General features: G+C 64.8%; 24 protein-coding genes. 9 read left to right on the plus strand and 15 right to left on the minus strand.

Annotated elements, in window-relative coordinates:
- Positions 1-188 precede the first annotated feature (188 nt).
- On the minus strand, positions 189-725 hold the full coding sequence (locus AC0L2J_RS01975; RefSeq protein ID WP_473386890.1) for a helix-turn-helix domain-containing protein: 537 nt from the start codon (positions 723-725) through the stop codon (positions 189-191).
- A 191-nt stretch (positions 726-916) separates the two neighbouring features.
- Between AC0L2J_RS01975 and AC0L2J_RS01980 the strand changes: the two genes are divergently transcribed.
- Positions 917-1,267 carry a zinc ribbon domain-containing protein YjdM gene (locus tag AC0L2J_RS01980; protein WP_007591698.1) on the plus strand — a complete coding sequence of 117 codons (351 nt, stop codon included), beginning with the start codon at positions 917-919 and terminating at the stop codon, positions 1,265-1,267.
- Between the two features lie 158 nt (positions 1,268-1,425).
- Complete coding sequence (locus tag AC0L2J_RS01985; RefSeq protein WP_275171869.1) at positions 1,426-1,611, plus strand: hypothetical protein; 186 nt, start codon at positions 1,426-1,428, stop codon at positions 1,609-1,611.
- Between the two features lie 22 nt (positions 1,612-1,633).
- Here AC0L2J_RS01985 and AC0L2J_RS01990 read toward each other — a convergent pair whose 3' ends face one another.
- The 5 genes from AC0L2J_RS01990 to AC0L2J_RS02010 form a co-directional block, all read right to left on the minus strand.
- Positions 1,634-2,554, minus strand: coding sequence for a DMT family transporter (locus tag AC0L2J_RS01990; RefSeq protein ID WP_063992611.1), 921 nt, complete (start codon positions 2,552-2,554; stop codon positions 1,634-1,636).
- A 56-nt stretch (positions 2,555-2,610) separates the two neighbouring features.
- The gene (locus tag AC0L2J_RS01995) at positions 2,611-2,757 is read right to left on the minus strand and encodes a hypothetical protein (protein ID WP_473386892.1); all 147 of its coding nucleotides are present in this window, start codon (positions 2,755-2,757) and stop codon (positions 2,611-2,613) included.
- A 254-nt stretch (positions 2,758-3,011) separates the two neighbouring features.
- Complete coding sequence (locus AC0L2J_RS02000; protein ID WP_473386894.1) at positions 3,012-3,266, minus strand: hypothetical protein; 255 nt, start codon at positions 3,264-3,266, stop codon at positions 3,012-3,014.
- A gap of 171 nt (positions 3,267-3,437) precedes the next feature.
- Complete coding sequence (locus AC0L2J_RS02005) at positions 3,438-3,641, minus strand: hypothetical protein (protein ID WP_063992613.1); 204 nt, start codon at positions 3,639-3,641, stop codon at positions 3,438-3,440.
- Between the two features lie 60 nt (positions 3,642-3,701).
- Positions 3,702-3,866 carry a Flp family type IVb pilin gene (locus AC0L2J_RS02010; RefSeq protein WP_027569789.1) on the minus strand — a complete coding sequence of 55 codons (165 nt, stop codon included), beginning with the start codon at positions 3,864-3,866 and terminating at the stop codon, positions 3,702-3,704.
- Positions 3,867-4,201: 335 nt separating this feature from the next.
- On the opposite strand from AC0L2J_RS02010, the gene AC0L2J_RS02015 reads away from it, so the two are divergent.
- Positions 4,202-5,512 (plus strand): M15 family metallopeptidase domain-containing protein, encoded by a 1,311-nt coding sequence (locus tag AC0L2J_RS02015; protein WP_473386896.1) that lies wholly within the window; start codon positions 4,202-4,204, stop codon positions 5,510-5,512.
- 10 nt (positions 5,513-5,522) lie between these two features.
- Here AC0L2J_RS02015 and pdxY read toward each other — a convergent pair whose 3' ends face one another.
- The 3 genes from pdxY to AC0L2J_RS02030 form a co-directional block, all read right to left on the minus strand.
- Entirely contained in the window at positions 5,523-6,335 is an 813-nt protein-coding gene (gene pdxY, locus AC0L2J_RS02020; RefSeq protein ID WP_473250001.1) for a pyridoxal kinase, read from the minus strand.
- Positions 6,336-6,383: 48 nt separating this feature from the next.
- Positions 6,384-7,025, minus strand: coding sequence for an FMN-binding negative transcriptional regulator (locus AC0L2J_RS02025; protein WP_473386898.1), 642 nt, complete (start codon positions 7,023-7,025; stop codon positions 6,384-6,386).
- Between the two features lie 101 nt (positions 7,026-7,126).
- A complete protein-coding gene (locus AC0L2J_RS02030; protein WP_063992616.1) occupies positions 7,127-7,759 on the minus strand; it encodes a TetR/AcrR family transcriptional regulator in 633 nt (210 codons plus the stop codon).
- Positions 7,760-7,856: 97 nt separating this feature from the next.
- Here AC0L2J_RS02030 and AC0L2J_RS02035 point away from each other — a divergent pair, with 97 nt between their 5' ends.
- Positions 7,857-8,522: an O-methyltransferase gene (locus tag AC0L2J_RS02035; protein WP_007609595.1), complete on the plus strand. Its 666-nt coding sequence runs from the start codon at positions 7,857-7,859 to the stop codon at positions 8,520-8,522.
- Positions 8,523-8,701: 179 nt separating this feature from the next.
- A complete protein-coding gene (locus tag AC0L2J_RS02040) occupies positions 8,702-9,046 on the plus strand; it encodes a DMT family transporter (protein ID WP_473386900.1) in 345 nt (114 codons plus the stop codon).
- A 52-nt stretch (positions 9,047-9,098) separates the two neighbouring features.
- Here AC0L2J_RS02040 and AC0L2J_RS02045 read toward each other — a convergent pair whose 3' ends face one another.
- Positions 9,099-9,428, minus strand: coding sequence for a hypothetical protein (locus tag AC0L2J_RS02045; RefSeq protein WP_473386902.1), 330 nt, complete (start codon positions 9,426-9,428; stop codon positions 9,099-9,101).
- A 70-nt stretch (positions 9,429-9,498) separates the two neighbouring features.
- A complete protein-coding gene (locus AC0L2J_RS02050) occupies positions 9,499-9,705 on the minus strand; it encodes a hypothetical protein (protein WP_063992619.1) in 207 nt (68 codons plus the stop codon).
- A 110-nt stretch (positions 9,706-9,815) separates the two neighbouring features.
- On the opposite strand from AC0L2J_RS02050, the gene AC0L2J_RS02055 reads away from it, so the two are divergent.
- Entirely contained in the window at positions 9,816-10,007 is a 192-nt protein-coding gene (locus AC0L2J_RS02055; protein ID WP_371449358.1) for a DUF3551 domain-containing protein, read from the plus strand.
- Positions 10,008-10,094: 87 nt separating this feature from the next.
- On the opposite strand, the gene AC0L2J_RS02060 is transcribed toward AC0L2J_RS02055, so the two are convergent.
- The 3 genes from AC0L2J_RS02060 to AC0L2J_RS02070 all read right to left on the minus strand — a co-directional run bounded on the left by AC0L2J_RS02060 (position 10,095) and on the right by AC0L2J_RS02070 (position 13,623).
- The gene (locus tag AC0L2J_RS02060) at positions 10,095-10,322 is read right to left on the minus strand and encodes a hypothetical protein (RefSeq protein ID WP_473386905.1); all 228 of its coding nucleotides are present in this window, start codon (positions 10,320-10,322) and stop codon (positions 10,095-10,097) included.
- 225 nt (positions 10,323-10,547) lie between these two features.
- A complete protein-coding gene (locus AC0L2J_RS02065) occupies positions 10,548-11,546 on the minus strand; it encodes an SH3 domain-containing protein (RefSeq protein WP_473386909.1) in 999 nt (332 codons plus the stop codon).
- Positions 11,547-11,700: 154 nt separating this feature from the next.
- Positions 11,701-13,623, minus strand: coding sequence for an FAD-binding monooxygenase (locus tag AC0L2J_RS02070; RefSeq protein ID WP_473386911.1), 1,923 nt, complete (start codon positions 13,621-13,623; stop codon positions 11,701-11,703).
- 103 nt (positions 13,624-13,726) lie between these two features.
- Between AC0L2J_RS02070 and AC0L2J_RS02075 the strand changes: the two genes are divergently transcribed.
- The gene (locus tag AC0L2J_RS02075) at positions 13,727-14,191 is read left to right on the plus strand and encodes a MarR family winged helix-turn-helix transcriptional regulator (protein WP_247499413.1); all 465 of its coding nucleotides are present in this window, start codon (positions 13,727-13,729) and stop codon (positions 14,189-14,191) included.
- 179 nt (positions 14,192-14,370) lie between these two features.
- Complete coding sequence (locus AC0L2J_RS02080) at positions 14,371-14,799, plus strand: COG4315 family predicted lipoprotein (RefSeq protein ID WP_354167453.1); 429 nt, start codon at positions 14,371-14,373, stop codon at positions 14,797-14,799.
- A 7-nt stretch (positions 14,800-14,806) separates the two neighbouring features.
- Here AC0L2J_RS02080 and AC0L2J_RS02085 read toward each other — a convergent pair whose 3' ends face one another.
- Positions 14,807-15,403, minus strand: coding sequence for a L,D-transpeptidase (locus AC0L2J_RS02085; RefSeq protein WP_473364396.1), 597 nt, complete (start codon positions 15,401-15,403; stop codon positions 14,807-14,809).
- A 376-nt stretch (positions 15,404-15,779) separates the two neighbouring features.
- Between AC0L2J_RS02085 and AC0L2J_RS02090 the strand changes: the two genes are divergently transcribed.
- Positions 15,780-16,787, plus strand: a complete 1,008-nt coding sequence (locus tag AC0L2J_RS02090) for a hypothetical protein (RefSeq protein ID WP_473386914.1) — start codon at positions 15,780-15,782, stop codon at positions 16,785-16,787.
- The last annotated feature ends 109 nt before the right edge of the window (positions 16,788-16,896 follow it).

Below are 16,896 nucleotides of genomic sequence, written 5' to 3' on the forward strand. Positions count from 1 at the left end.
CCCCGCCCCCCCCCCCCCCCCCCCCCCCCCCCCGCCCCCCCCCCCCCCCCCCCCCCCCCCCCCCCCCCCCCCCCCCCGGCTACGGTCCATTGTCACCGCTTTTTCGGATTTCCAACACACTGAAATCCCTCGGGATTTCTACTGTGCATGGGGTTGTTTTCGACGTTTCTGTTTTGGCGGGTCGCCACCTACGCCGCGTCGACGTCCTCGGGCGCCGGCCCCGCGACGAGCCCGTCGAGACCGACCATCAGGAGATCGGCGATGTGCATGAGCTGATACAGCGGAATGTCCGCCTCGCCGTTCTCGGCCAGCGACACGAAGGCCGGCGTGGCGCCGATGAGCTCGGCGAGCTGGGCTTGCGTGTAGCCGCGCTTTTCGCGTGCAGCCTTGAGGCGCGCACCGATCCCGAGCCGGTGCCGGGACTGCTCGTCCGCGGTCATCATCACGGCCTGCTCGTCCGCACTCGCATAGCCGTCCACGAACGCGCCGCCGATCAGCCTGCCTTTGCGCCACGCGACCCGGCAGTGCTTGCGCAGTCCGCTGCTGAAGACCAGCGTGAACTGCTCGGCGACCCAAAGCGAGGCGTTGAGGCCGAGCCGCGCGCCGGTGCCGGAGACATCGCGGATCGTGCAGGGCGCGCTGATGATCTTGCCGGTGCCGTTGTCGAACTCGACAATGCCGGTGCGCAACGTGCGATGCCTGACTGCGGCGCGATGCTCGCTCATGACGGGACGTTCCTCCCGCGGCTACGTTGCAGCCGCAAATTCCGGACCTCGATACCGCAGAGTTTTTCCCGAACTCCTAAATTTCCAAGGGTTCCACCAGGACTGAAAGCCATGGTAAAGGATTTGCTCCCAATCCATCTTTTTCCGGCGGAAAGCGTGCGGCGCGCCCGTGACGGGCGACGAGGCAAACGATGACCGACGCGATGAAATGCCCGACCTGCAACTCCGAGCACGCCTATCAGGATCGCGGCCTCTGGGTCTGCCCGGAATGCGGCCATGAATGGAGCGGCACGGCGGAGGCCGCCGCCGACGCCGCGCAGGAGGCCGGCGTGCGCGATGCCAACGGCAATGCGCTCGCCGATGGCGACAGCGTCATCGTGATGAAGGATCTCAAGGTCAAGGGCTCCTCCTCCGTCGTCAAGGGCGGCACCAAGGTCCGCAACATCCGCCTGCAGGACGCCACCGACGGCCACAACATCGCCTGCAAGATCGACGGCATCGGCGCGATGAATTTGAAATCGGAGTTCGTGAGGAAGGCGTAAGCCGAGGCCAAGCCGCATGTCCCACTGTTCAAAAGTGGACATACGCTGCTGCGCCAGAGCGGTACCCATCAGTCAACATCCGCACGAACGATTTTTGGGAGGCCGCTCTGCGAGGACCGCCAACAGGGGACGCGACCTGGTCAAACCCGACCGATGACATGTTCGACAATCTGAGCGATCAGGCCGTCTTGCGATTGTACGAAAACATCCGGCATCAGGTTGCCGCCGACAAGGCGCTCGGAGGCAGGTATCGACTGCTCGGAAAATCCGCCAGCGAACGCGCCGAGCGGCTCGGGCGGGAGCTGACCGGCCGCGGCGTCAAGTTCACCGCCATCGAATGGTAAGCGCCGTTTTGAGGCTTGCGATCTATCGCTGCCGCTGCGCCAGATAGAATCCGCACAGCACCGTCACCAATCCCGCCGTCTGCAATAGTGTCGGCGGCTCGCCGAGCAGGAGCCAGCCGGTGAGCACCGTCAGCGCCGGCACGCAGGCGGGGACGACGGCTGCGCGGGCGACGCCGAGGCGCTGGACAGAGACGGCGAACAGATAAAGCGCAGCCGGGCCCGCAAGCACGCCCTGCGCCAGCGCCTGGATGGCGTTCTCACCGATGCCGATCGCCGCGATCCGCGCCAGTCCGCCGGTCATGAGGTAGATCGGCAGCAGCAGCAGCGACAGCACGTTGATGACGAGCGCGGCCGACACGGCGGAAACACGCCAGTGGCGCACCAGCGCGCCGAAGCCTGCGAACATCAATCCGGTCAGCACGAAGGTCAGATCGCCGAGCACGCCGTCGACGCCGATATGGCCGATCGATTCCGCGCCGATCACGCCGAGCCCGCCGACGATGACCAAGGCGCCGGCGATGCGCGACGCGGAGACATGCTCTTTCAGGAACAAGGCCGCGAGCAGCAGGCCGCCGAGCGTCGCGCAGGAGGGCTGAATCACGCTGCCATGACCGAGCGGCACGAACAGAAATCCAGTGTAGGAGATCAGCGACATCACCGGGCCGCCGAGCACCATCAGCGCAAGGCCCCTGCCCCAGCCGATGCCGCAGAGGTCGGAGATTCCGCCGCGTATCACCAGCGGCAGGAACGCGATGCCGGACCAGACATAGCGATGCACCAGCAAATCGACCGGCGTGAAGCCGACCTTGAGCCCGTGCCGCGTGCCGGCAAAGCCGAGCGCCCAGAACAGCGCCGCGGCGAGGCCACAGAGCACGCCGACAAGCGCCGACGCCGCATCGTTCTTTTGAGTGAGAGCGTCGGCGCCGCTCGTCCGCTGATCCATCAGCAAGCCTTATGTCAGCGCGCGACGAGGCTCAACCCACGCGTTTGCAGATCTGGCTAGAAAAATCCAGGGCTGAGATCGAGCCCATAGGTCAGGCTGAGCACGAACACGAACAGCGCGGCAGCTGCGAACAAGGCGAGATGCTTGAGAATGAACGCGCGCGGCGAGACGCTTGCAACAACGGCTTTCTGTGCAATGGGCATGACTACTCCATTATGAAAATGATTCTTGGCTGCTCAATAAGCGGCGCCCGCATCAAGCGCCGCGATCTGCAAAGCAACTATTAAAGAGATCACACTCGCTTTGAACGGCCGTACACAACCGGCACGTGATCATGACTCGCTGCGAAAAAAACCGCGCTCCCGAAGGGGAACGCGGTCTTGGCAGGCTCGCAGAAAGCGAGCCTGCATGACGTTGACTTGACGTTGGCTTGACGTTGGCTTGTAGCGTCCCCAGATCAGCGGGCGCTGCCCGTCGTGACATCAGCCGTCTTCACCTTGCGCGGCGACAGAACGCGGACCTGGTGGACCGAAGCGATCGTGGTGGGCGCCGGGGCCTGCTGCTCGACATGCGCGGCACCGAGCACGCGCACCTGCATCGGGGAAACCGGAAAGCCGTTGGCCTCATAAGTCGGCAGCTCGGCGGCGAAAGCCGCGGTGCTGCCCGCGATCGTCAGGATGGCCGCGGCGATCGACAGAGTCTTCTTGTTCATGGGTGATGCTCCTGATGGAAGGTTCGGAGCACATCTAAGCGCATTTTGCTGCAATGCGACATGCGTTGCTGCATTGCAACAACGCGCCCGGCGCATGGCAATATGTTTAATGCGCACAAGGCTTTGGCCGAATCACCGCCGGCTGCGACATGACGCTTTTATGAGTGGCGATCAGCCGCCGAGCACATGGCCCCAGCCGTCGAAGACGTAGGCCCTCCAGATCACGGTTCCGCCCTCGCCCGGCCGGCTGGCACGCCTGAAATCGTCGGCCTGCTCAGCGGTCCAGGTGATGATCGTATCGGAGAGTTGGTCGTGCAGAATGGCGGGCTCGTTGGGGTCGAAGGCATCCATAGGACGAAGCGAGGAATGCGTCATGGGCGCCTAACGCTCCAGCCGGCCCAAGGTAGCGAAGCGCCGGGCGCCGCACCACACAGCTCATTTCAGCGCTGTCGCCAGCGATTGCAGCTTTGCGACGAGGTTGGTGCCGAGGGCGTAGATGATCTCGATGATCGCGAGCGCGATGCCGGCTGCGATCAGGCCGTATTCGATCGCGGTGGCACCGGATTCATCAGCGGCGAATTCAGCCCATTTGCATTTCATTTTCATGCGCGTGTCCTTCCCAACTCTGCCGAAAATCGCCGGCGCGGGAGACTTGCACGACCACAATCCAAGATTGAGTAAACTCAACCGCCTCAAGTTGACGACAATGAAGGCTGCATTTGCAGGCTCTTTCAGCTGCGGCACCCTTGGAACCGAATGGAACCCGCGTTGCCCCAGCGCAACACCCGCTCGAAAAGCCCGCTTTCGCCGAATTGCGCCATTGCGCCGCCACACCGTCCTCCGAACAATCGACGCCTAGCGTGCCTTTTTGTGCAAGACTGGTCAGACTGTTCGGAGAAGACGAGGTTCAACAGAACCGTTTGGAGGCAGGGATCATGAATGATCGGCGGTCTCTTCTGGTGGCGGTCTCCTGCCCCTCGGCGGTTCTCGCCGGCTGGCTGGCGCTCTCTTTGTCCGCCTATGCCCCTGCCCTCATTGAGAACAGCGGCGCCAATGCTTCTGCCGTCTCGCGCGCGAAGGATCTCAGCCGGCTCGACCTCGCCGACATCCCGCACGCTGCGGCCATCGAGGACGGCGTCGCCCTGACCGCGGATATCGCGGCCGCCGTGGCTGCGACACCAGGATTGGTCACCGCCGAAGCGGCGGCGCCCGAGGCGCCAGCTCCGGCCATCCAGCTCGCCTCGGCCGACCCGGTGCTGATCTTGCCGACCGAAGCGCCGCTCGCACCGCAGATTTCGCCTGACCCGATACCAGTCGCCAGTGAGGTTGCTCCGGCTCCGGCGTCGGAGCCCGTGATAAAGCTCGCATCCGCCGATCCCACCGAGACCGTGACGACGGACGCACTGTCGCCGGCGACGATCGCGACCGGCCCCGTGCCCGCGGCGAGCAAGGCCTCGCCGTCTGCGGACACGACCGCGGTCCTCGACGAATGCTACGTGATGGAAGCCTGCATCGACCGTTATCTCTGGGCGCTCTACGAGCGCACGCCCAAGGAAGACTCGATCAAGGTCGAGGATCGCCGCGCCGTCACCGTCAAGCGCAAGGGCAAGATGGTGACCGTGATGCGCAGCTTCACGAAACTGGTCGACGAGGACTTTGGCTGGAAGGATCCGAAGGCGGCCGACCGCGCCGGCATGTCGATGATGGACTACGTCATCGGCGGCATGGACAAGAGTTTCAAGAAAAAGCTGTTTCGCACGCTGCTCGCGGCCGAGGCCGCCGGACTTTCGCCTGGTATCACCAGCGCGTTCCGCGACGACTATCGCCAGTCGATCGCGAGCGGCCTGAAGGCCGCCTCCGACCGCTCCTATCACGGCGGCAGCACGCGCGGCGGCTACGGGCACGGTATGGCGGCCGACATCGTCAGCACCAAGGGCGACAACCGCGCGCAGCGCTGGGTCTCGACCGAGGTGCTGTGGAAGTGGGTCGATGCCAATGGCAAGGCGCTCGGCATCGGCCGACCCTATCTCGGCCGCGATCCCCCGCATGTCGGCCCCGTCGACGGTACGGAATACGTCTCGCGCCGAGGCACGTCGGACCGCAAGGAAGCCAACGTCAAGCCGAGGAAGGCGCGGGCCGTGGCAAGCGCGAAGCTGCCAAAGGCGAAGGCACAGGCGACGCGCGAGCAGAAGGTCCCCGCGAAGCCGCAGAAATCAGCGCAATCGGCCGCGAAGCGCGCGACCTGAGTTTGACGGCTTATCGTCCCGGCGTCGGCAGCGGCACGAGCCGCATCTCCGCGGTGCCGGCCTCCTGCGTCCGCACCAGCACTGCAAAGATGGTTTCGACTGCGAGCCGCACCGCCGCCTCGGTCGCTGTGCCCCTGGCCAGATGCGCCGCGATCAGGCCGGTGAGAAGATCGCCGGTGCCTGAGGGGCGGATCGGCAGGCGCGGCGTCGCAAAGCGCGACAACTGACCGTCGGCGCACAGAATCGTTTCCACCTGCCCTTCCGCCGTATCAGTGAGCGTGCAACCGGTGGCGACCACGTCGATGCGGCCGGTCCCGGCCAGCACCGCGCACGCCGCGCGCAGACCCTGCGCATCCGAGATGTCGAAGCCTGCGAGCAGCCCGAGCTCGAACTGGTTCGGCGTGGTCAGATTGGCGGCCGGCAGCAGCCGGTGCCGCACCACGTCCAGGATGCCATCAGCGACATAGACCCGGCCGTCATCGCCGATCACGGGATCGCAGAGGTAGACCAGCTTTGAATTGCGGGTCAGCGCCCGCTCGACGAAATCGGCAATGACAGCTGCATTGCCGGGCGAACCGAGATAGCCGGTAACGAGGACCGCGGCCTCGTCGACGAGATCGCGCTCCTCGACGCCTCTCAGCAGATCTGCAACGAGCTCTGTCTCGAGCACCCGCCCGCGCACGCTCGGATAACGCGGATGGTTCGACAGCAGCGTTGTCGGCACCGCCGCGACATTCACGCCTTCCGCCTGCATGGCATAGGCGGCGGCGCTGTTGCCGACATGACCGTGGACCACCTGGCTCTGAATGGAGATGACGAGCATGACGAGGTTCGTAGGAGTAAACGTCGAGCGAGACAAGGGTCGCGCGGGTCACGAAAACTCGTATCCAAGCCCGGGCCGCAGCGCCTGCATCTTCCGCGCCAGCCGCCTATGCCCGGTCTCCTCCGACCGCGCCAGCCGGTCCACGACCGCGACATGATCTACATCGCTCTTGTGCTGGTTGAGCTTGGCCTGCCCCTCGACGGTATCCACCACGAGATCGATGACGCGGATCGCGGCCAGCATGCTCTCGCGCTTGTCCGGCTCCATCTGCGCCAGGTCCCAGGGCGCCTTCGGCAGCCGCGCTTCCGAGACCGCGAGTAGTGCATCGCCGTGCCCGCGGTTCTCGTCGAGCCCGCGCAGATGCGCTACGCCCGACATGTGCACGGCCTCGTAAAGCCAGGTCGAGACGTTGTCGCGCGAAGAATACCAGTCGTTGGAGATGTAGGCGTCGTCGCCAACAACGATCAGCAGGAAGCGCCGCGCGCCATCCGCTAGCGGGACAAGCGGATTCCTGGCGGTGAGATGGATCTGGACGATCGCACGCCCCTCGCGTTGCTCCAGCACGAACGGCACGTGCGAGGCGCGCGGCCCGCGCTCATCCGCCGCCACGATCATGCCGAAGCCGCGCTGGGCTGCGAATTCCAGCGCACGCTGCTCCTCGATCTGGAACTGGGAACGAAGGACATGCATGGCGCGGCACTCAAGCTCGACGAAGACGATGCGAGGCTAACCCATCATCGGGCGAAACCCGAAACGATATTGGGCCGCAAACGCAGATGTCAGGAATGATCTCAGCGACGCGCCAGCTCGCCGAGATAGGCGCAAAACATGTCAGCCATTCCGTCGGAATAGCGCGCGATCTCGGCCTCGCTGCGCGGTGTTTCCGAGAACCGCTTGCCGACCTCGCTCAGCGTCGTCTTGATCAACTCGCCGGCAAGCTCCCGCGTCGCATCCGGCGCCTTGGGCAGCGCCTCCCGCATGAAGGCTGCGACGATGCCCTCGCCGGCTGACCGTGCGTCCTGCGCCTCGGGCGCGTCGCGATAAAGTGGTGCGGCGTCATCGAGCGCGCCACGGATCGCAGCCTCCTCGCACTCGGAACGAATGAAGGCGTGGACCAGCGCGCGCAGCCGCACCAGCGGCGGTTTCGCCCGGTGCGCCAGGATGCCGCGCAGAAGCTCGCTCGTGCGCCGCCACTCGTCGCTCTGGAGGCGGAACAGGATCGCCGCCTTGTTCGGAAAATATTGATAGAGCGACCCGACGCTCACCCCGGCCCGCTCGGCCACCCGCGCCGTCGTGAAACGCTGCGCCCCCTCCTTGGCCAGGACCTGAACAGCCGCGTCCAGAATGGCCGCCACCAGCTCGTTCGAACGGGCCTGCTGCGGCTGTTTTCGTGAGGAAACTGAACGGCTTCGGCGATCGGCCATGGCGCCCTCGGGCAATGCGAATAGTGAATGCGACGAATTAGTCGTATTTCAACTCTCACGCAAGCACTCGCCTCACGGCGACCACTGGAGACTACACATGACCACCTCGACCATCATATCACTTGCACCACTGCTCGATCGTCTGTTCGACCAGGACGAAGCGGCGCGCGGCGCGATGCGAGCCGCGTTCGCCGATGTGACCGACGCCGACCGCACACGGATGATGCGGAGCAAGACCGCTTACCGCGACCTCTACGGGCGGCTGAAGGACGCGCCGCTCGCGGTCTCCCGCGAGACTGGTCACCTGCTTTACATGCTCGCACGCAGCTCCCGCGCCAAAGCGATCGTCGAGTTCGGCACCTCGTTCGGCATCTCGACGCTGCACCTTGCCGCGGGCTTGCGCGACAATGGCGGCGGTCGCCTCATCACCACCGAATTCGAACCGTCCAAGGCGGCGCGGGCGCGCGAGAACCTCGCGGCCGGCGGGCTGCTGGACCTCGTCGAAATCCGCGAAGGCGACGCGCTGAAGATGCTTCAAGTCGACCTGCCCGACACGATCGATCTCGTGCTGCTCGACGGTGCCAAGGCGCTCTACCCCGATATCCTGGATCTGGTCGAAGGCCATCTCCGACCGGGCGCGATCATCGTCGCCGACAACGCCGACGACAGCCCCGACTATCTGGCTCGCATGCGCAGGCCCGGAAGCGGCTACATGTCCACGGCCTTTGCCGAGGACGTCGAACTCTCCGTGCGGATCAACTAACGCCCCATCGAACCGGCGCGACACCAATGAGCCGCCGCGCGAACCATCGCGCGGCGGTTTCGTGCTGCGCTCCGCCGTGTCGCAGGCTCGTCACTGACACGTGATAGCTGGACCCGGGCAAACGTCATATTCCCCGTACCGCGCGGTATCTTTCTTTGCACAACACGCCCGAGCCCGTGATGACTTCCGCGTTCAATGCCCACGCAGCGCTTGCCCTCGCGATCGTCCTGGAGGTCACGGCGTCCGCCTTCCTCCAGCAATCCGTGCAGTTCACGCGGCTGTGGCCGACACTGGCGATGGTGCTGTTCTATGTCGCCTCGTTCTATGCGCTGTCGGTCGCGATCCGGGTCATCCCATTGAGCATCGCCTATGCGATCTGGGGCGGGGTCGGCATCATCCTGACGGCAACCGTCTCTTTCGTGCTGTTTCGCCAGATGCTCGACGCTGCGGCCTTCGTCGGCATCGCGCTGATCGTGTCCGGAGTCGTGGTCATCAACCTGTTCTCGCAGGCGACGGTGCATTGATGCCGGCAAGGCCTTCGGCTTCGCGACGCCCTCTCGGGCCGCTGGCTCACGCCTACTGGCTTTGCGACGGCTTGGGAGCACGCGGCCCGGATCGCTTCGGCCCAGGCTTGGCCGCAGCTCGCGGCGGCGCCGTATCGACCGATTCCAGATAGGCGGCAAGCGCCTTGGCTGTGTCCGAACTGGTTGCGTAATGGTCCTTCAGGAACCAGGACAGCGTCAGGTTAAAGCGCCCTTTGGCAAGGCCGCGCGGGCTGCGATGGCAGGTCGCGCACCCATCGGCGAAGAGCTTTTGCGGCGACTTGCCGGCATCGAGATTTTGCGCGACGGCAAATGTCGCCGTCAGGACGGCCGCGGCTGCAAGAGTCGTCGTTTGAAGAGTCATAAGGGGCGCGATCACGCCGCGCCCCGGTCGAAATAGCGAAATCAATGTCGTCCCCTACCCCGTCTTGCGGTCAGGCCGCCAATAGTTGATCGAAGTCGGGCGGCGCATAGGCCTTGCCGTCCTGGTCGGTGATGACGACCTTCCACCCCTCACTTGCCCAAACCTTTGCCTTCGCCACGATGAGCAAACGGCTCTCGCGGGCAAAACTGCACTTCTCATTGTCGCGTTCTGCGATCATCTTGTAGGCCAATGCACATCCCCTAGCGTTGCCCTGCACCCGCTCTCGTCGTGGCAGCGGGCTTTGGCGGCAATTCGCCGGGAGCGTGGCAATTTGGTGCCATCCGCAGCAGTATTGTGCCTGGTTCCGATCGCGAAAGGAGCTTGATAGTGCGCCTGCTTGTCGTGGGCTGGCCTGGTGCGGGCCTGCTCGGCGCGGCGCCCACAGCGGCGCAGACCTACGATCCGCGCCATCCCGTCTGCATCGAGATCTACACCATCGACGGCCGCTGCATCGATTGCAGTTTTGCGACAGTCGCGCAGTGCGCCGCCACCGCCTCCGGGCAGTCCGCCCAGTGCTAAGCCAATCCCTATGCCACCAGAGCCGACAGCTGAGCCTGGTTCCGTCGCCGCCGCGACGAAGCCGATGGCATCAGGTCTGCGCTCCGATCAGTGGACGCGAATGATGTGGGGACGGCCTAGATCGATCAGTCCTTGCACCGCCGAGAGGCGGTCATCGAGGGCTGCAATGGTCAGCAACAAATTGTTGCGGCGTTCGTCGAGAAGGCCCATCTCGGCGCCGGAGAGTTTGGTGCTCGATCGCTCCCTTTGAATCATCTCGAGAGATTCGCGCAATCCGGCAATCAGGCCGGACAGCTGCTTGGCTTCCTTGGTCATCGACCGCTTCGCGACATTGTGGCGGCGCGTCTCCGCCTGGTTCTGTCTCATCGTCGTCATCCTCCCGTGCCCCGCTGCCCCGAGTGGAATGCTTACAGCTTTGAGTAGACATATTACGATCGATGAAATCTGCCCGCGAAGAAGCTTCTTAAATTGTATGGGCAGGGAACCCGCTCCCGCCCAAGCAGAAAGCCCGGCGTGAAGGCCGGGCTTTCGTTGGCAACTCTAGTGCTTTTGGTGGCCGCCACCGGGACCGCCGGCCGGCGCACCGCCGCCGTGCGGCGCGGCGTTGACGTGAGGTGCGCCGCCGCCACCGCCATGAAGCATCGCAGGCGCAGCCGCGCGCGGCGCCGGCATTTGGGCGTGAGCGTTCATCGGCGAGCCGTGGCTCACATTGGGTTGGGCCACATGCGGCATCGCGGGCCGGCTCGCGGGTGCCGCTGATATACGCGGCGCCTCATGCGGGCGCGCCATCGGCTGCGCACGCACAGCCGCGCGGTGTGCGGCCTGCTCGTGCATGATGCGGGCTTGTGCATCGCGCGGATTGCGGCCCTGAAGATTGGTCCGCTCATGCGCGATGCGCTCGCTTCGTCCCGCACGGCTCCGATCCGTCGTCACTGCAGTCTGGTGCCTGGCCGTCGCGGCGTCGTGTCGTGAAGTTATGGCATCACGGCCGGAGACCGCAGCCGCGCCCTTGACACTTTCCTTCGCATTTTCCCTGACATTCGCACCGTTGCGCCCGAGTGCGACCGCCGCATCGCGCGTTGCCGCGCGGCCGATGCGAGCCGCGCGCGGATCGATCGTCATCCGCATCGCGTCGCGCTGATGCGAAGTCCAGTAGCTATTCCAGTGGGCATGCCGCCGATACCAGGGCCGCCCCTGATAATAGCTCGACCAGTACGAGGTCAGCACGAAGGGGACGATTGGCACGTCGATCTCGTCGACATAGTCGGGGAGATAGACGTAGTGATGGCGGTAGAGATATTCGAGATATTGCGACGACACCCAGCCACGGTCGTCGGAGAAGCTCACGTCGCACCAGGCGTTGCCGCGCAGGCAACCATGGATATCGACGCGAGCGCCCTCGGGGATGCGATCGACCAGCGGAAAGCCCGGACCCGGCCCGGCGCGCAGGCCGGTCGAGACGGTGACCATGCCCGGTGCGGCCATTGCGGCCGTCGGGGCGAGCAGCAATGCGGCTAACAACACGCTTCGGAATTTCATGGCGTAGTCCTCCTCTTTGGAGTCGGAACGCGCAGACAGAACGGGCGTTCCGCGTACGAAGGCCTCATCCGTCAAAAGGTCGAGACGGATGCCGCGCGCGGTTCAATATTCATTCGCCGTTCATCGACACAGCGCGCAAGAGCACTGCCAGCCGTCAGTTCACTTGCAGCATGAAGCCGTCGAAGTACGCAGCAAGCGCAGCAAAATCATCAAGCGGCAGCACGGTCGCGACGTACTGATCCGGCCGCACCACGACCATGCAGCCGGCCTTGCGATCGATACCGCGCATGGTGAAAACGTCCTGACCATTCTTGAGGTCCGGACAGAACATCTTCTCGTAGTCGATCAGGCCGTACCGGCCCTTGCGCGGAAGCAGCAGCGCGGGCATCGCCTCGACGACGAGTTCGCGATGATCCTGCTGGAAGACCGCCCGCAGATCGATCACGCTGTCGATGTCGGCGGTCGCGGGCGTGAAACGCCTGACGGGCGACTCCCGCGCCTCGGAGAGAAAACGGCACAAGGCGCGAATGGCCGAGCCGGCTGCTGCCGGATCCTCAGCGCCGGAGAAAGCGTAGATGCGGAAGCGGCCATCCGCCGGCGCAGCATGACCGAGATGCACCGGCTTGGCATCCGCAAGCCGGATCACCGGCGCGGAATGAAAGCGCGTGCCGATGACCAAGCCTGTCGCGAGCTGCTGGTGGGACGTCGCTCCGGTCAGAACCGACGGGCGGTAATGCGTCGCCGTGCCCGCGGTGTAGCGACCGTGCCTCACGAAATAGTCCTGCGTCCTGGCGGCATCGGCGCCGCCGACCTTGGCGGCGGATGCAAGAATCCCCGCCCATTCGCGATCGAAATCGATCAGCTCTTTCGCAACTGCCTGGCGCTCGGCCGAATAGGAATGCAGCAGGCTCGGCGCAGACTGCTTCCGCAAAACGGCAGCGAGCTTCCAGCCGAGATTGAAGGCGTCCTGCATCGAGACGTTCATGCCCTGCCCCGCCTTCGGGCTGTGGGTGTGGCAGGCATCGCCAGCGATGAAGATCCGGGGCAGACGCGTAGCGATCTCGGTCTCCGGCACGTCGTCGAACTTGTCGGTCAGTCGCTGGCCGATCTCGTAGACCGACCACCACGCGATCTCCTTCACATCGAGCGTATACGGCTTCAGGATCCGCTGCGCCTTCGCGATCACGTCATCGGCGGTGATGTTGCGATTGGCGACGCGCTCGCCGATGTCGAGCTTGGCGAGCTCGACATAGAGGCGGACCATGTAGCCGCCCTCGCGCGGAATTATCAGCAGGCTGCCGTCCTTTGCCGACTGGATCAGGGCCTTGAAGCGGATGTCGGGAAAATCGGTCACCGCCAGCACGTCCATCACGCCCCAGGCATGATTGGCGGAATCGCCGAGTAGCTCGCGGCTGATCGATTTGCGCACCATGCTGCGGGCGCCGTCGCAGCCGACGACATAACGCGCCTTGATCGTCTCGACCTTGCCCTCGTTCCCGGCATCGACCCGTTCGAGCCGGGCCGTCACGGCATGGTTGGCGGGACCCGCGGCCGGATCGACCTGAAGGTCGAGCAGGCGCCGGCTGTAATGGGGCTCGAGCCTGGCCGGCGCCCTGCGCATGACGTCGAGAAAGCCGTCATGGACGCGCGCCTGGTTGAGGATGACATGCGGGAATTCCGACAAACCGTCCTCGACATCCTGCACCCGGCCGCTGCGGACGATATGTTCCGGCACCCGCTCGTCCGGCTTCCAGAACGTCGTCTCGTTCACCCAACAAGCTTCCTTCAGGACGCGCTCGCTGAATCCGAAGGCGTGGAACATCTCCATGGTGCGGCAGGCAATGCCGTCGGCCTGCCCGACCAGCAAGCGGCCCGGCTTCTGCTCGACGATGCAGGTCTTGATGTCGGCAAACTGCGCAAGCTGGGCCGCGAGCGTCAGGCCCGCAGGGCCACAACCGACGATGAGGACGTCGACCTCGTCAGGCACGGCGCCCGTTGCGCCCGACGCCTGAATGCGCGCGGCGGGATCGGCGATCTCAGGGTCGCCCGGCTGAAATCCATTAAGATGGAATTGCATGAGCACCTCTCCCGGAAACGTTCTGTTTGGATATTGCTCAGTATGCTGACTATCAGTATACTTGTCAACGATCCCGGCCGTCCTGCGCCAACGGAGAAATTCGGTGAAAGACAACAACGACATGCCCGGACATCTGGCGCGCCGATTCCAGCAGATCGCGGTCGCGGTGTTTCTGGCCGAGGTCGGGGATGCCGGCTTCGACCTCACGCCGGTGCAATACGCCGCGCTCGCGACCATCAAGGCCAATCCGGGCCTAGACCAGGTGACGCTCGCAGGATTGATCGCCTACGACCGCACCACCATCACCGGCGTAATCGACCGTCTCGTGCAGAAGGGGCTCGCGGAGCGCCGCGCCTCGAGCCGCGACCGTCGTGCCCGCGAGCTTGAGATCACCGACGAAGGCCGCCGCACGCTGCGCAAGATCACGCCCGCCGTCGAATCCGCGCAGCGCATCATGCTGCGCGGCCTCAGCGCGAAGGAAGGTGAGGATCTGATGCGCCTCCTGCACAAGGCCATCGCCGCCGGCAACGAGCTCAGCCGCGCCCCGCTGCGCGAGGTGCAGGCATAGAGCGTTTTCGAGCGAAGTGGACGCCGGTTCGCGTCAAGAAAACGCGCCAAGACAAAAAGCCCCGTAATTCTACCAGTAATCGTCGCAGATCCGCGAAACCAGGAACTAACCTTCGCCTGTTACGGTCGGCCGCATTCGGCGTTTAACGCGCGATTAACTTTGCCGGTCTGGAGTTTCGGATGTTCAGGTTTCTCATTGCGGCGGCGGCGATCGCGCTCTCGACCGCTCCGGCGCTCGCGAACGGCCATGGCGGCGGCGATGCCCCTCCTCCGCCGAAGCCCGCGACCTCACCGGCGAAGGTGATCCTGACGAAGCAGGGTCCGACGCTCGTCGACCTCAACGGAATGACGCTCTATTATTACGAGCGCGATACCACCGGCAAGACGTCGAACTGCAACGGCAAATGCGTCGAGAGCTGGGTTCCGCTATCCGCAACGGCCGATGCCAAGGCGATCGGCGACTTCACCGTGATCAACCGCAACGACGGCAGCAAGATGTGGGCATATCGCTATCGTCCGCTCTACACCTCGCCGGCCGACAAGGCGCCGGGCGAGGCCAATGGCAATGCCACGACGCTGCAATGGCGCATTGCCCGTCCCGAGAACTAGGGCGACCTCACCCGCGCCAGCTGGGCCGCGCCTCGACCTGCGCGTTCTGTCCGGGCGGCAGCACCACGACCGTTGAATTGAGCTTCACCCGGTCATAGAGATCGATCACGTCCTCGTTGCGCATCCGGATGCATCCCGACGAGATCGCTTGCCCAATATATTCCGGCTGGTTGGTGCCGTGGATACGGTAGAGCGTGTCCTTGTTGCCGGCATAGAGATAGATGCCCCGCGCACCTAGGGGATTGGCGGGGCCGCCGGGCACGCGCGCCGGATAGGGCCCGAGCCGCGCCTGGATGTCCGCCGTCGGAACCCAGTCCGGCCATTCCGCCAGACGACCGACCCGCGCGACTCCGGAGAACGCCATGGCTTCCTCGCCGACCGCGACGCCGTAGCGGATCGCCTTGCCGTCGGGCAGCACGAAATAGAGGTAGCGCGCATCGGTATCGACCAGGATCGTGCCCGGCTGCTCCTTGCGCGGATAATCGACGATGTGACGAAGATATTGCTCGGGCACGTTCGCCTGCGCGTATGGCGTATGCGCCAGCAACTGCCGGTCGCGCGGCGTCATGCTTGCGTCCGTCGATGGCGAAAGCGTCGTCTGCATGCAGCCGCCCAACGGAAGCATGGCAAGGACGAATAGAACGAATAAGGATCTTGGCACCGCCGGCCCCGATAGCGATAGCAGCACCCCCAGCGACCCCAGATGCTGCCAAAATCGTGCTGAAAACAAGGCATGGCGGAACAATTGCGCGTGTTTTCTGAGGCGGGTTCCATCACCACAAACGGCGCAAGAGCGTCGCACAGTCTCCATCCCCTCGCCTTGCTTTGGTCAAACCCGGCTGGACTCGTGCGTCATGTGCTTGGGCCTCGGGGAATTGGATGGGCTCACCTCACGGATCTGCTCGCGCGAATGCGGACGGCCAACGCTTCAACTACTCAACACTTGGGCTTCAAAACACCCAGGCTTCAAAGGAGCTGCGATGCTCGCGACGCTGAACTCTCGGCAAATCGTCGATGAGATCGTGAAGGACACGGTCACCAACAACGACCCGCACGATGCCGTGCAGATTTCGCCTGACATTGTGCTGGCCTCGCGCCCTCTCAGCGTTGCGCCCGCGCTCGCGCCTGAGATCACGACCCGTCGGGAAGCCAAGATAGATCCGGCGTTCGCGCTGAAGCCCAGAATGGATCCGGAGCCGAAGTTCAGTCCCCTTGCGGAGCCGCAGCCGGCAGCGCCCTCGGCCGACACCGTCGTGCGTGTCGCGGCCGGTGATGGCCTCAGCCGGCAGAAGCGCTCCTCGGCTGGCAAATGGCTGCGCGGCGCGTTCGTCACGATGCTGTTTGCGGGCGGAAGCGCGGCCGCCACTATCGCGTGGGAACAACATGGCGACACCGCAAGACAGATGCTCGCCGAATGGACGCCGGCATTGGCGTCGCTGCTGCCTTCGACCTCGCAGACGGCACCGGTCGCCGCCGCACAGGCCGCGCCGCCTGCGGACCAGGCCGCAACGGACCAGGCCGCAACAGATCAAGCGGTCGATCAAGCTGCGGCTCCGCCTGCCACTCAGGTTGCAGCAGCGGTGCCCACGGCAACACAATCCGATCCTGTACAATCGGTGCAGTCGATGACGCGCGATCTCGCCGCGATGGCGCAACAGATCGAGCAGCTCAAGGCCAACATCGCCGAGTTGAAGGCAAGCCAGGAGCAGATGGCACGCGAGATGACGAAGCCGCCCGCGCCGAAGCCGGTGGCCGATGCGAAGCCGCGCGTCGATCCGCGCGCGCAAATGTCCGCGCTACCGCCGCGGCCCGCGGCCCCGCCGGTTCGCAAACCGAAGCCGGTCGTGTCGCACACCTACATGCCAGCTTATTCGCCCCCGCCGCCGCAGGCCGCGGCGGTCCCACCGCCAGCAGCCCCCGTGACGACGACCCAAGCCGTTGCCGACGACGACGGACCTGTCGTGCGCCCACCAATGCCGCTGCGCTGAACCATCGTCGCGCGACGACACGAAAGCGTCGCGCCAGCGATGCTGTCCGAGTCGATGTGATGCGTTGACTCCGGATGACTACGGGAAGCGATGCTTCGATCGTTTTCCT

This window comes from Bradyrhizobium sp. MV1.5, assembly GCF_055807615.1.

Coding starts and splice junctions, on each gene's coding strand:
- AC0L2J_RS01975 (WP_473386890.1), bottom strand. CDS start 725: ATGAGCGAGCATCGCGCCGCAGTCAGGCATCGCACGTTGCGCACCGGC.
- AC0L2J_RS01980 (WP_007591698.1), top strand. CDS start 917: ATGACCGACGCGATGAAATGCCCGACCTGCAACTCCGAGCACGCCTAT.
- AC0L2J_RS01985 (WP_275171869.1), top strand. CDS start 1,426: ATGTTCGACAATCTGAGCGATCAGGCCGTCTTGCGATTGTACGAAAAC.
- AC0L2J_RS01990 (WP_063992611.1), bottom strand. CDS start 2,554: ATGGATCAGCGGACGAGCGGCGCCGACGCTCTCACTCAAAAGAACGAT.
- AC0L2J_RS01995 (WP_473386892.1), bottom strand. CDS start 2,757: ATGCCCATTGCACAGAAAGCCGTTGTTGCAAGCGTCTCGCCGCGCGCG.
- AC0L2J_RS02000 (WP_473386894.1), bottom strand. CDS start 3,266: ATGAACAAGAAGACTCTGTCGATCGCCGCGGCCATCCTGACGATCGCG.
- AC0L2J_RS02005 (WP_063992613.1), bottom strand. CDS start 3,641: ATGACGCATTCCTCGCTTCGTCCTATGGATGCCTTCGACCCCAACGAG.
- AC0L2J_RS02010 (WP_027569789.1), bottom strand. CDS start 3,866: ATGAAATGCAAATGGGCTGAATTCGCCGCTGATGAATCCGGTGCCACC.
- AC0L2J_RS02015 (WP_473386896.1), top strand. CDS start 4,202: ATGAATGATCGGCGGTCTCTTCTGGTGGCGGTCTCCTGCCCCTCGGCG.
- pdxY (WP_473250001.1), bottom strand. CDS start 6,335: ATGCTCGTCATCTCCATTCAGAGCCAGGTGGTCCACGGTCATGTCGGC.
- AC0L2J_RS02025 (WP_473386898.1), bottom strand. CDS start 7,025: ATGCATGTCCTTCGTTCCCAGTTCCAGATCGAGGAGCAGCGTGCGCTG.
- AC0L2J_RS02030 (WP_063992616.1), bottom strand. CDS start 7,759: ATGGCCGATCGCCGAAGCCGTTCAGTTTCCTCACGAAAACAGCCGCAG.
- AC0L2J_RS02035 (WP_007609595.1), top strand. CDS start 7,857: ATGACCACCTCGACCATCATATCACTTGCACCACTGCTCGATCGTCTG.
- AC0L2J_RS02040 (WP_473386900.1), top strand. CDS start 8,702: ATGACTTCCGCGTTCAATGCCCACGCAGCGCTTGCCCTCGCGATCGTC.
- AC0L2J_RS02045 (WP_473386902.1), bottom strand. CDS start 9,428: ATGACTCTTCAAACGACGACTCTTGCAGCCGCGGCCGTCCTGACGGCG.
- AC0L2J_RS02060 (WP_473386905.1), bottom strand. CDS start 10,322: ATGACCAAGGAAGCCAAGCAGCTGTCCGGCCTGATTGCCGGATTGCGC.
- AC0L2J_RS02065 (WP_473386909.1), bottom strand. CDS start 11,546: ATGAAATTCCGAAGCGTGTTGTTAGCCGCATTGCTGCTCGCCCCGACG.
- AC0L2J_RS02070 (WP_473386911.1), bottom strand. CDS start 13,623: ATGCAATTCCATCTTAATGGATTTCAGCCGGGCGACCCTGAGATCGCC.
- AC0L2J_RS02080 (WP_354167453.1), top strand. CDS start 14,371: ATGTTCAGGTTTCTCATTGCGGCGGCGGCGATCGCGCTCTCGACCGCT.
- AC0L2J_RS02085 (WP_473364396.1), bottom strand. CDS start 15,403: ATGCAGACGACGCTTTCGCCATCGACGGACGCAAGCATGACGCCGCGC.
- AC0L2J_RS02090 (WP_473386914.1), top strand. CDS start 15,780: ATGCTCGCGACGCTGAACTCTCGGCAAATCGTCGATGAGATCGTGAAG.